The organism is Tenacibaculum sp. IB213877 (assembly GCF_034043975.1).
GTDB lineage: Bacteria > Bacteroidota > Bacteroidia > Flavobacteriales > Flavobacteriaceae > Polaribacter.
Genome location: NZ_JAXCHH010000005.1, coordinates 125,819 through 138,263, shown reverse-complemented (window position 1 = coordinate 138,263; position 12,445 = coordinate 125,819). Strand labels below are relative to the sequence as shown.

14 protein-coding genes are annotated in these 12,445 nt (G+C 31.7%); 8 read left to right on the top strand and 6 right to left on the bottom strand.

What is annotated here, in order from left to right; genetic code table 11:
* Positions 1-156: 156 nt before the first annotated feature.
* The gene (locus tag SLH33_RS06530) at positions 157-1,131 is read right to left on the bottom strand and encodes an acyl transferase (RefSeq protein ID WP_320418277.1); all 975 of its coding nucleotides are present in this window, start codon (positions 1,129-1,131) and stop codon (positions 157-159) included.
* A gap of 87 nt (positions 1,132-1,218) precedes the next feature.
* On the opposite strand from SLH33_RS06530, the gene SLH33_RS06525 reads away from it, so the two are divergent.
* From SLH33_RS06525 to SLH33_RS06505, 5 genes are read left to right on the top strand one after another with little or no spacing between them, the layout of a single operon-like run.
* Positions 1,219-1,620 carry a hypothetical protein gene (locus tag SLH33_RS06525; protein WP_320418276.1) on the top strand — a complete coding sequence of 134 codons (402 nt, stop codon included), beginning with the start codon at positions 1,219-1,221 and terminating at the stop codon, positions 1,618-1,620.
* A 10-nt stretch (positions 1,621-1,630) separates the two neighbouring features.
* Entirely contained in the window at positions 1,631-2,332 is a 702-nt protein-coding gene (locus SLH33_RS06520) for a hypothetical protein (RefSeq protein WP_320418275.1), read from the top strand.
* Between the two features lie 11 nt (positions 2,333-2,343).
* Complete coding sequence (locus tag SLH33_RS06515; protein ID WP_320418482.1) at positions 2,344-2,901, top strand: RNA polymerase sigma factor; 558 nt, start codon at positions 2,344-2,346, stop codon at positions 2,899-2,901.
* On the top strand, positions 2,901-4,244 hold the full coding sequence (locus tag SLH33_RS06510; RefSeq protein WP_320418274.1) for an outer membrane beta-barrel protein: 1,344 nt from the start codon (positions 2,901-2,903) through the stop codon (positions 4,242-4,244). The genes SLH33_RS06515 and SLH33_RS06510 overlap by 1 nt, the downstream gene beginning before the upstream one ends.
* A gap of 25 nt (positions 4,245-4,269) precedes the next feature.
* Entirely contained in the window at positions 4,270-4,629 is a 360-nt protein-coding gene (locus SLH33_RS06505; RefSeq protein WP_320418273.1) for a DUF6970 domain-containing protein, read from the top strand.
* Here SLH33_RS06505 and SLH33_RS06500 read toward each other — a convergent pair whose 3' ends face one another.
* Positions 4,630-5,670, bottom strand: coding sequence for an isoaspartyl peptidase/L-asparaginase (locus SLH33_RS06500; protein WP_320418272.1), 1,041 nt, complete (start codon positions 5,668-5,670; stop codon positions 4,630-4,632). It lies immediately after the preceding gene.
* 107 nt (positions 5,671-5,777) lie between these two features.
* Here SLH33_RS06500 and SLH33_RS06495 point away from each other — a divergent pair, with 107 nt between their 5' ends.
* A complete protein-coding gene (locus SLH33_RS06495; protein ID WP_320418271.1) occupies positions 5,778-7,319 on the top strand; it encodes an aldehyde dehydrogenase family protein in 1,542 nt (513 codons plus the stop codon).
* Positions 7,320-7,395: 76 nt separating this feature from the next.
* Here the strand turns inward: SLH33_RS06495 and SLH33_RS06490 are convergent, their stop codons facing one another.
* The gene (locus SLH33_RS06490) at positions 7,396-7,776 is read right to left on the bottom strand and encodes an ankyrin repeat domain-containing protein (protein ID WP_320418270.1); all 381 of its coding nucleotides are present in this window, start codon (positions 7,774-7,776) and stop codon (positions 7,396-7,398) included.
* Positions 7,777-8,045: 269 nt separating this feature from the next.
* On the opposite strand from SLH33_RS06490, the gene SLH33_RS06485 reads away from it, so the two are divergent.
* Both SLH33_RS06485 and SLH33_RS06480 read left to right on the top strand, forming a co-directional pair.
* Positions 8,046-8,969, top strand: coding sequence for an OmpA family protein (locus SLH33_RS06485; protein ID WP_320418269.1), 924 nt, complete (start codon positions 8,046-8,048; stop codon positions 8,967-8,969).
* A gap of 20 nt (positions 8,970-8,989) precedes the next feature.
* On the top strand, positions 8,990-9,556 hold the full coding sequence (locus SLH33_RS06480) for a hypothetical protein (protein WP_320418268.1): 567 nt from the start codon (positions 8,990-8,992) through the stop codon (positions 9,554-9,556).
* 42 nt (positions 9,557-9,598) lie between these two features.
* Here SLH33_RS06480 and SLH33_RS06475 read toward each other — a convergent pair whose 3' ends face one another.
* The 3 genes from SLH33_RS06475 to SLH33_RS06465 are packed head-to-tail and all read right to left on the bottom strand — an operon-like array spanning position 9,599 to position 12,359.
* Complete coding sequence (locus tag SLH33_RS06475) at positions 9,599-10,738, bottom strand: ATP-binding protein (protein ID WP_320418267.1); 1,140 nt, start codon at positions 10,736-10,738, stop codon at positions 9,599-9,601.
* A gap of 3 nt (positions 10,739-10,741) precedes the next feature.
* Positions 10,742-11,611: an aldo/keto reductase gene (locus tag SLH33_RS06470; protein ID WP_320418266.1), complete on the bottom strand. Its 870-nt coding sequence runs from the start codon at positions 11,609-11,611 to the stop codon at positions 10,742-10,744.
* On the bottom strand, positions 11,601-12,359 hold the full coding sequence (locus SLH33_RS06465) for an SDR family NAD(P)-dependent oxidoreductase (RefSeq protein ID WP_320418265.1): 759 nt from the start codon (positions 12,357-12,359) through the stop codon (positions 11,601-11,603). The genes SLH33_RS06470 and SLH33_RS06465 overlap by 11 nt, the downstream gene beginning before the upstream one ends.
* Positions 12,360-12,445: the final 86 nt, after the last annotated feature.

Here is a 12,445-nt window from a genome sequence, read left to right as displayed (position 1 = left end):
GTTTTTGAGAGTTGGATTTAGCATTGGAAAAAAACAAATGTGACAATGTGCGGCTGGTTTAAGCTTGCAGCTAACTTTTAAATACTATGGTTTATTATAACGAAACCATAGTCACCAATAGCGAATATAAAGTTTATAAATTTATAAAATAAAAAACTACAACACCATCAAATTACATCCTCGGATATCCGAATTATCAAAACGACCAATAATTTCAAAGCTACCATCGTTATACACTTTTCCTAGATCTTGCGTAGCAATAAAACTACACGAATTGTAGTTGGCTAGGTCTATAACGTTAATTCCGCCTGTTTTACCGTTGTTTTGAATAGTTAATGGGTCTTCGGTATCACGTGTGAGAATTTTCATCCAAGGCGGACAGTTAAAAACTCCGTTTCCTTTGGAATATCCTTGGCTCAATAATTCAGTCATACCATATTCTGAGTGGATTTCAGTAACACCAAAGCCTTCGCACAATATTTTATGCAACTCAGCACGAATGAGCTCTTTTCTGCGTCCTTTCATACCTCCGGTTTCCATCACAATGGTATTTTGTAAACTGAATTGGTGTTTTTCAACCAAATCTAACAACGCAAAAGAAACGCCAATCAGCAGTACTTTTTCACCTTTTTTATCAAGAGTTGTAAGTTTTTCTGCTAATGCATCCAAATTGTTGAGGTAAAATCCGCTATCAGGCTTTTGAGAACGTTTAATTAAATCGTCCACCATATACACCAAAGAAGACCCCGTTCTTTCTAAATAATTAGGCAACAACGCTAATATGGTGTACTCTTCTATGTTTCCGTAGAAATGTTCAAAACCTTTTAAGTAACTTTTCTCGTACCAGGTTACATCCGTTACATGATGGTTGCTGGTTACACTTCCTGTAGTACCCGAACTAGTAAACGTTTGCTGAATTTCATCCAACGAACTCACAACTTCTCGCGATTTAAAAAACTGAATAGGTAAAAATGGAATGTCTTCCACCTTTTTAACATCCGAAGGATGCACATACAACAAATCACAAAACGAACGATATACACGATTGTTGGTAAACTGGTGTTTAAAAACAGCTAAGGCAGCTTGTGTAAAATCGGATTGAGATTGTATATTGAAAATTTGGTTTTGCATAAACTTTTGCAAAAATAAAGATTATTGTACGCAACCTTTTAAAAAAGATAACATCTTACTAGTATAGAATCAAAAAAATAATTTACCATGAAAAAAATTGTTCTTCTTTTAATGAGTGTCATTTTATTTTCTTCTTGTATAGATGATGACGGGCCTAAATATGCATATGAAATTTTAACGATTGATGAAGCTACAGTACCGGAAAGCTTTACGTTTGGCGAAGTGTATGATATAACGGTAAAGTATACTTTACCAAATAGCTGTTACTCATTTCATAGTTTGTATTATGAATATCAAGATACTACCAGAGTGGTTGCAATTAATGCACTTGTAAGAACAGATATAAATTGTACTGAGGAAGCTATTGAAAGAGATTATACTTTTGAAGTGAATGTAACACAACAAGAAGATTATATTTTTAAGTTTTGGAAAGGTGAAGATGCTGATGGAGAAAATATTTTTGAAGAGGTAGTAGTACCAGTAAATTAAACAAAGAAAAATGAAAAATACAGTAACACATATAATTATATTATTAGTAGCAATTTGTTTAACTGCTTGTCAGCAAAATAAAGAAATAGATACAAATGCAAATAATTTGCTATTAGGAACTTGGGTTGAACCTAGCTATGATGGTGAAAAAACAATCTATAAAAGAGCTGTTAGTTTACAAGAAAATGAATACGGAATATCATTTTTAAACAACGGAGTTCTTATTGAGAGAACTTCTGGATGGTGTGGTACGCCACCACTTTCATTTAATGATGTAGAAGGTAGTTATGCTATTAAAAATTCAGTAATTGAAATGGATTTAGGATACTATCCTGGAGATACTCATTGGAAAATACTTTCTGTTTCAGAAGATGAGTTACAAGTAACTCTTGAATTGACAGAGCAAGAAAAAGATAATCAAGAGCTTTTACAATTATTTTCAGAAATTGAAAGTATAGCTTCTAGCGTTTCTTGTACTAGCACAAATGATTGGGCTTTTACAGCATATGGTGCAAAAGCCTGTGGAGGAGCACAAGGGTACATAGCTTATTCAACAAATATTGATGTTGAAGATTTTTTAAATAAAATAGATACATATACTAATTTAGAGCAAGCTTACAATACAAAATGGAACATAGTTTCTACCTGTGAAGCCTTAGTGCCACCTAAAGAAGTTGTATGTGAAAATGGTGTGCCTGTGTTAAAATATTAGTTTATTTTTAAATAAACTTTTTCAAAATCAATCTATTAGAACTCATACAAAAATGCAAGCAAAACAATTTGCAGGCACAAGCACAAGTTTACCAGCTTTTTGCAGGTAAGCTTTTTGCGTTGAGTTTAAAATATTCAAGAAACAGAGAAGATGCCGAAGATGTATTACAAGACAGTTTTTTAACAGCGTTTAATAAAATACATCAATTTAAAAATAAAGGCTCTTTTGAAGGATGGTTAAAACGTATAGCTGTAAATACGGCTTTACAGAAATACAGAGAAAAATCACCCTTATATCTTGTAAAAGAAGAACAAGATATTGTTGAAGAGGAAGAAGTAGTTGTTGATGATGCCAAGGTAGATATTAGTTTTTTATTACAATTAATTCAAGAATTACCAGACAGGTATCGATTGGTTTTTAATTTATATGTTCTTGATAATTTTTCGCATAAAGAAATAGCCGAAATGCTTGATATTTCTGAAGGAACTTCAAAATCTAACCTATCTAGAGCCCGATTGATTTTAAAGCAAAAGGTAGAAAAACATCAACAAAAAGAAGAAAACGCCTAATGTTAGAAAATAAAAATATTGACAGATTGTTTCAAGAGAAACTAAAAGATTTGGAAGCAGTTCCTAATCCGAAAGTTTGGCAAAATATTGAAGCAAAACTCAAAAAGAAAAAGAGAAGAATTTTTCCTATTTGGTGGCTTTCTAGCGGAATTGCGGCTATGTTATTACTTGGGCTATTTTTATTCCCAGATACAACAAATGAAGTAGAAAATATTCAGCAGGAAAAACCAATTATAATTCTTCAACAAGAACAAGATGAATTAAAAGAAGAAATGATTCTTAGTTCAGAAAATGATATTGAAGAAATCAAGAGTTCATCAATCAATAATAAAAAAAGTGAAAAAGATTCAAATACAGAAAAACTAAAAGCAAACAGAAGTGTTAGTAACAACACCTCTAATATCATTTTAGCTGATCAAAATAAAGCGCTAAAAAGAGTAAATGATTCTTTCCAGGAAGAGACCATGAAGGGGGTTTCTTCCGATAAAAAAATTGTTATGGAAAAGATTTTAATCAATGAAAAAGAAGAAGAAAAACTAGAAACAAAACAAGGGAAAGAAGAGAAAAAGAAGGATTTTATTGCTGAGGTTACTAAAACAAAAAGTGAAGAAGAAAATGAAAGAACAGATCAAAAATGGAGTGTTGCTCCGGTTTTTGGTATAGTTAAATCGAATTCATTTTCACAAGCCTCAGCAATAGATTCTAATTTAAAAGATAACAAAGTGTCTGGAGAAAACACTATTTCTTACGGAGTAAACGTATCTTATAAACTAACAAAAAAATGGACAGTTCAATCGGGACTTCGTGTTCAAAAAATGGAATTTACCACCCAAAACGTTACAGTTATACCTAATTCGGCCATAAATAACAATCTTCAAAATGTAGCATTTAACACAAAAACAAGAAATTTTTTATTTGCAAGCTCATTAGAGAATGCAGATGCTTTTTTGCTAAGTAATAGCTATGCTAGCAGTTTTGAAGAAGGAAATTTACTCCAAACAGTTGGTTATATTGAGTTACCTGTAGAAATAAAATATGAAGTTTTATCTTCAAAAAAAATAAAAACTCATCTTGTAACAGGAGTTAGTTCTTTATTTTTAAATGAGAATTCAATTGTAGCAAAAACAGATTCGTTCAACCAAAAAGTAGGTGAAGCTAATAATTTAAATTCTGTGAATTTTAGCGGAAATTTAGGTGTAGATTTTGATGTGTTTTTGTCAAAAAAAATACAATTGAATATTAACCCTATGTTCAAAACACAATTAAATACTTATTCTAAAAACTCAAACGGATTTAAGCCTTACACTATTGGGGTGTATGGTGGATTAAAATATGATTTTTAATTGTAACTTAGCTAAAAAAATAAATATGAAAACATTAACAACACTCATCAGCCTATTAATTTTAACTTCTTGTGCACAGCAAAAAAAAGAAGCAAACAATCTAAATCCTATTGAAAAAACTCAATGGATGAAAGATTTTATAAAACAAACGGAAGAAAATCCTTTTCCAACCAAAGCTATGATTGTTCAATATACCTATAATAACGAAACAGTTTATTTGGTAGATCAATGTTATCAATGTCCAGATGCTATTTCAACGTTATATAACATCAAAAAAGAAAGATTGTGTACGTTTGGAGGTATGATTCCTAACACAAATAATTGTCCTGATTTTTTTGATAAAGCGACCAACAAAAAAATATTGTGGAAGAATTTTGATAAGTAATTACTCTTTATAAATCTTAACGCCCAATTCACCTTTATCGTTCATACTGGCACGATACATACCGGCAGTATTAAATTCAAAAACCATATTCCCGTTTTTGTCAATAGCAATAACGCCACCATCACCGCCAATTTTAGTTAGTTTTTGCTGAATAACTTCTTTAGTAGCATCTTTTAAAGAAAGGTTTTTGTATTCCATCAAAGCTGAAATATCATGAGCAACATTCAATCGGATAAAATATTCACCCCACCCTGTTGAGGAAACTCCACAAGTTTTATTATTAGCATACGTACCCGCACCAATAATTGGCGAATCTCCAATTCGGTTCCAACGTTTATTGGTAATTCCACCCGTTGAGGTTCCTGCGGTAATATTTCCGTTTTTATCTAAAGCAACACAACCTACGGTTCCGAATTTACTGTCTTTAATTTCGGCATCATAAAATGCTGTTTTTCCATCATGATCTAATTCGGCTTTCATTTTTTCTTTTACACGTTGTAAAGAGTTGAATCGGTTTTCAGTATAAAAATAGCTTGGATTTACTATTTCCAATCCTTTTTCTTTTGCAAATACAGAAGCACCTTTACCAGAAAGCATCACATGAGGTGAATTTTCCATTATTTTTCTAGCTAGCGAGATAGGATTTTTTACATCTTTTACCCCAGCAACGGCACCAGCATTTAAATCATTTCCAGTCATTATTGAAGCATCTAATTCATTCGTTTCTTCATTGGTAAAAACAGCTCCTTTGCCTGCATTAAACAACGGAGAATTTTCCATAACATGAATGGTTTTTTCTACAGCATCCATGCTAGATCCTCCATTTTTTAAAATGTCATATCCAACTTTTATAGCTTCTTCAAGTTTTGTTTTATAAGCTTGTTCCTTTTCCGGAGTCATATTCTTTTTCAATATAGTACCAGCACCACCATGAATAACAATAGCAAACTCATTTGTTTTTACTTCGGATGTTTTTTTTGGCTCGTTTTTACATCCTAAAACAATAAAAATTAACACGAAAAATAATAGAAAATCTTTCATAAAAAGTTTAATTTTAAACAAAAAACAAACAAATTGTTTAATTTATTTAATTGATGATTTATTTGTAAATTTGACGTCAATTTAAACAACTAAAACGTAAACACAAAATGACAGATTTTGGAATACAAGAAGCACTCACTACATTAGGTGTAAAAGATATAAACGAAGGAACATCAACAGGTTCTAAATGGTTTTCTAGCGGTGAAATAATTGAAAGTTACTCACCAGTAGATGGAAAATTAATAGCAAAAGTTAAAGCTTCAACAAAAGATGATTATGAAGCTGTAATGAAATCAGCTACAGGAGCTTTTAAAACTTGGAGATTAATGCCAGCGCCTCAACGTGGAGAAATTGTACGTCAGTTTGGTGATAAATTACGTGAAAAAAAGGAAGCTTTAGGTAAATTAGTTTCATATGAAATGGGTAAGAGTTACCAAGAAGGTTTAGGTGAGGTTCAAGAAATGATCGATATCTGTGATTTTGCAGTAGGTTTATCTCGTCAGTTACATGGTTTAACCATGCACTCAGAAAGACCAGGACACAGAATGTACGAGCAATATCATCCGTTAGGAGTGGTAGGAATTATTTCTGCGTTTAACTTCCCAGTGGCAGTTTGGTCATGGAATACAGCATTAGCATGGATTTGTGGTGATGTTTGTGTTTGGAAACCGTCAGAAAAAACTCCGTTATGTGGTGTAGCTTGCCAAAATATTATTGCAGAGGTATTAAAAGAAAATGATTTACCAGAAGGAATTTCTTGTTTAGTAAACGGAGATTACAAAGTAGGTGAATTCTTATCAAAAGATACTCGAGTACCTCTAGTTTCTGCTACAGGATCAACAAGAATGGGTAAAATTGTTGCAAAAGAAGTAGCAGGACGTTTAGGTAAATCGTTATTAGAATTAGGAGGAAACAACGCAATTATTGTTACTCCGGATGCAGATATTAAAATGACGGTAATTGGAGCCGTATTTGGAGCCGTAGGAACAGCAGGACAACGTTGTACTTCTACACGTCGTTTAATTGTTCACGAATCAATGTATGATAAAGTGAAAAAAGCACTAGTAGATGCTTATAAACAATTACGTATTGGTAATCCGTTAGATCAAAATAATCATGTAGGACCGTTAATTGACAAGCACGCTGTGGAAATGTATAATACTGCTTTAGAAAAAGTAGTTGCTGAAGGAGGAAAGATGATTGTTGAAGGAGGAGTTTTAGAAGGAGAAGGTTATGAAAGCGGATGCTATGTAAAACCCGCTATTGCAGAAGCAGGTAATTATTATGAAATCGTTCAGCATGAAACATTTGCTCCGGTGTTATACTTATTAAAGTATACAGGAGATGTAGAAAATGCAATTGCTTTACAAAATGGCGTTGCACAAGGGTTATCATCAGCAATTATGACGAATAATTTACGTGAAGCAGAACGTTTCTTATCTGTGGCTGGTTCTGATTGTGGTATTGCTAACGTAAACATTGGAACTTCAGGAGCAGAAATTGGTGGAGCTTTTGGTGGAGAGAAAGAAACCGGAGGTGGACGTGAGTCTGGTTCTGATGCATGGAAAGTGTATATGCGTCGTCAAACAAACACGATCAACTACACAACAGAGCTTCCATTAGCACAAGGAATAAAATTTGATTTATAATCAACCAATTGATTTTAAAAAGTAAAAGCCTCACATTTGTGAGGCTTTTTTAATTCAAATAATTATACACAGTATTTTAACTGTCTAAAGCTTCTTTAATTACCGTTAAAGCATCGTAGGCTTTTGCTAATTCTGCCCATTTTAAAGCGGTATGTCCGTTATCTGATTTTGTTTTAAGCTTAGCTCCTTTATCAATTAATAATTGAGCAATTTTTGCTCTGTTATAACGAGCAGCAAACATTAATGGAGTTAAGCCTCCCGATTTTTTGTTTACGTCTTCGCCATTATCAATCATGGCTTTTACAGCATCATAATTACCTGATTGAATTAATTTACAAAACGGACTTACTTCCGTATACGTTAGAGCAACATCTGCTGTTTTGTGCTCAAAATTTGTTGCTGAAATAGAAAAAGAAACAGCAAAAACTAGTAGAATAGATAAAACAACTTTTTTCATGGTTTTAGAGTTTAAGTTAATAGTAGTGTTTGCCTAAAAGACGTATATTTTTTAAAAATGTTTCACCCAAAAAACACTATTAACAGAAACATAACAGATATAAACAATTAATTAACATTATTGATTATCAAATAATTATGGATTATTTTTATTGTATTTGTATATGATTTCTTAAAAACACAACATATTGAAAAGCAAAGAGTTAAATAATGTTAAAATTTTTAAAATATTTTTAATAACTTCACCTTCAATAAATTAAACTAACCAATATGAGTAAAAAATTAATGTATCTGTTAGGTATTGTGTTAACAATACTTTTGGGCACATATTTTTACTGGAAGCTATGTTGTAATACTTGTACTGATACAAGTAATTCTGAGCATAAAGAAGAAATTGAAAATAATGTGACCAGTACCCAAAAGACACCAACGTATTTGCCATTTATGGTAAAAGATGCAAATGGAAACTTATCCATTACCATTAATGAGAATTTTAATTTTAAAGAATCAGGGTTGAATTTTGTCCGTCCTGTTTCTGCGGAATTAGATGAGCAAATCATCAATCTTAAAAACTATTTAACCTCTATTGATGGAAAAACTCTTTCCATTACAGGTTACTACACTAGTAATGAGGTTAACACTTCGGCATTTCCAAATTTAGGATTGGCAAGAGCTAATTCGGTTAAAAATTATTTAACCTCCAAAGGAATTCCATCAAGAATTATTGACACCTACGGAAAATTAAATGATAATATGGTGACAGATTCACTAAAAGTGTATCACGGACCTTTATTTTTTGATGTTTTAGAGTTTAAAGATGATAGTGATCAAATAACTGTATTAGGAGAAGAGTTAAAAGAAAACCCAATAGTATTGTATTTTAATACAGGAGAGGCAAGTATCAATTTAACTGCAGATCAACGCGAGCGAATGGCAAAAATTTCAAGATATCTTGATAAAGTAGAAGGAGCTTGGTGTATTGTTACCGGGCATACAGATAACACTGGAGATCCTACTTTGAACATCAAATTAGGTCAAGATAGAGCCAATTTTGCTAAAAATTACTTAATAAGTAATGCAATACCTGAAAGTAAAATTACAGCCATATCTAAAGGACCATTACAACCTATTGCAGATAATGCTACTGAAGAAGGTAGAGCCAAAAATAGAAGAACAGTAATAACAATAAAATAACTAATCAAAAAACTTTAATTATGAACTGGTGTTTATTAATTCCTTTACTAGTAGGTCTTTTTTCAGCTTTATTAGGATATTTATTAGGAAAATTATTAGGAGGAAGCGACGACCAAATACTTACTTATAAAAATAGAATAGCACAATTAGAAGCCGATTTAGAAGCTTGTAAAAAGAGCAGAAGTGGATTAGAAAATGATTTAAAAAGTGCTAAAGATAGTTTAACCAAATTATCATCAGATGATAATTTAGGTGTTGCCTCGTTTGCAGCCCCAGCAGCATTTATAGCTTTTGATGCAGATGGAGCAAAATTAGCATTTGGTAAAAAAATAAAACAAGACGATTTAAAAATAATAGAAGGTATAGGGCCTAAAATAGAGCAATTATTTCATGGATTTAATATTAAAACATGGAAAGAGTTAAGTGAAACTTCTGTAGAAAAATGTAAAGAAGTATTAATTAGTGGAGGAAATCGTTTTAAAATGCACAATCCTAAAACATGGCCTCAACAAGCAAAACTAGCTTATGAAGGTAAGTGGAAAGAACTTGTAGAATGGCAAGACCAACTGGATGGGGGAAAAGCCTGATGATAAAGAGAAGTATAAAAGCCACATTTTAATGTGGCTTTTTTAATGATATTTTACTTTTCGTAGAACCCTAATTACATCTTTATATTTGATATAGGTAGTTTTGTCAGGTAAATTTTTAATATACTCTTTGGCTTTTTCTAATTGCTCCTTAGCATCTAAAAATCCGTTGAGATAACAAATCAAATAATTATATGGTAATCGATATACATCTTCATGTTCTGTTACAGAAAGTGGAATATTCTTTTCTAAATGATTCACAATGGTATTGCAATTTTCATAAATATGCTCAATAATTACTGGGTCATATTTTGGCGGCTCAAACAAAAATTCTTTTATAATTTCTAGCTTACCATTTTCTTTAAAATGAATAATGGTTTTTTCTAACGGATAGTGAATTTCTTTTTTTTCTAAACCCAATAAAATAAATTCGGTAACAATAAAAGAATGCTCGTTGTATTTGATTTGAACTTCATCTAAGGAAGAATAAAATAATTGCACTTGCTCATTGATGAGCTCAATATCAACTCTTGAATAAAATTCTTGTCCGTTCCTACCTGATTTTTTTCCTGCCCAACACAACACAAATTGCTCTGTAAATACTTTGTATTGTGGATTATATTCGTCTTTATGATTATTAAAAAAGTCAAAAACACCATCTAAGGTAAGTTGAATATTATTTTTGGCATTTTTTTCAATGGCTTCAACAATATGTTTATTAGTATTTACAAGATCAAAAGAGTTTTCAGCAATCATTGAATTGCTCCCTTGACGGAAAAAAACGGTTCCTTTTCTATATTTCCAAGCATTTTTAGCTAAAGAAGAAATGTTATTGTTTGGATAAATGGTTACCAATCCTACCACTTTATACCTTGGTAAACCAGGAAAAGGCACATTTTCGTATTCTATTTTTGGTGGATTATAAAGGTAAGCATTTACCAAATTTTGAATTTTACTATCATCAAAAAAGTCAACCCCTACAATAATATTTGCTTCATCTTCAATACCAATAACGATGTACGAATTGTTTTCAGGATTAGAATTTGAAAGCGCACAAATATGCTTTATAAATTTGGCTTTTCCTTCTTTACTATCTAATAACAAACGCTCTTTTTTATCATAAAAACTATTTTCATCATTATGAGAAAGCAAATTTTTAATCAAAAGACGTTTGTTAATCATACACTACGCTGTTTTTTTTCCTCTACTTTTTTCTAGTAACCAGAACCAATCTTCAAGAGATAAATCAATTTTAGAAGCAACTGCGGCATTTTTTATTCTATCTGTATTGGTAGTGCCAATTACCGGAGTAATTTGTGCAGGATGTTTATAAATCCAAGCTAATAATAGTTGATCTGGCGTTGCGTTATATTTTTTAGATAAATCGATAAGCGCTTCCATAATTCTATTGGTTTGTTCTGAACTTTCTTTAAAAACAGTTCCTAAAGGGCTCCAACACATAGGTTTTATGTTATTGATCATGAAATAATCTAAAGTTCCATCATCTAAGGAAGTATTTTGAGTTAATGAAAACTCAATTTGATTGGTAGTTATAGGTGTTTTTTGCTGAATTAAATCCATTTGACTAGGTGTAAAATTAGAAACACCAAAATTAATTATTTTTCCTTGTTTTTGAAGTAGTTCAACAGCTTCCGATATTTCATCAGGATGCATTAACGGACTTGGACGATGTAATAATAATACATCTAAATAATCAGTTTGTAAGTTTTTAAGAGATTCTTCTGCACTCCAAATAATATATTCTTTTGAATAATTATAATGCTTTACCCTATTGCTTCTTGTATTCCCCACATATTGAATTCCGCATTTAGAAATGAGTTGTACTTTTTCTCGGTCTACTCCACTTTGTATAAAAGCTTTTCCAAAAGCTGTTTCTGTGGTATAATCACCATAAATATCGGCATGATCAAAGGATGAAATTCCTTGATCTAAACAAAAATGAATAAGGCTGATCATTTCAGAAGTTGAATGCTGCTTTCCCCAAGCACCCCAAGACATACAACCAATAATAATTTCTGATAATTTAGTTAGCATCTTTATGTAAAATTGTAGCACTAGCTTGTGCGGTTGGATAAATAATTAAATCTTCAATATTTACGTGATATGGACGGGTAACTACAAAGTGAATGATATCAGCAATATCTTCTGCTTGCAGCGCTTTGTAACCTTGGTATACGGTTTTTGCACGTTCAGAATCTCCTTTAAAACGAACATCTGAAAATTCTGTTTCTACCAATCCTGGATGAATAGCGCTTACACGAATATTATGTTTGTTTAAATCGATTCGCATCGCTTTATTTAAAGCATTTACTGCGTGTTTAGAGGCACAATATACATTTCCGTTAGGATATACTTCTTTACCGGCAATAGAGCCTATATTTACAATAAATCCGTTGTTTCTTTCAACCATTTGCGGAATAATGACTTTTGAAACGTATAATAAGCCTTTAACATTTCCATCAATCATAGCATCCCAATCATCCAATGAACCTTCTTGAATCGGACTTAAGCCATGGGCATTACCCGCATTGTTAATAAGAATATCAATTTTTTTAAAATCGTTAGGCAAACTATCAATAGCTTTTTGAACTTCTTCTTTGTTTCTAACATCAAATTGTAATGTGTAAACCTTAGTAATTTTTGAAAGTTCTTGTTGAAGTTGTTCTAATTTTTCTTGACGTCTGCCACAAAGAACCAAGTTGAAATTATGTTTAGCAAATAATTGCGCGGTTGCTTTACCAATTCCGGAAGTAGCACCTGTTATAAAAGCGGTTAAACTCATTTTTTAATTGTTTGTATAAAGGTAAAATTTTTAATGTAAATAGTATGTTATAAAAAAGAAAACCGCTCCATTAGGAGCGGCCTCTT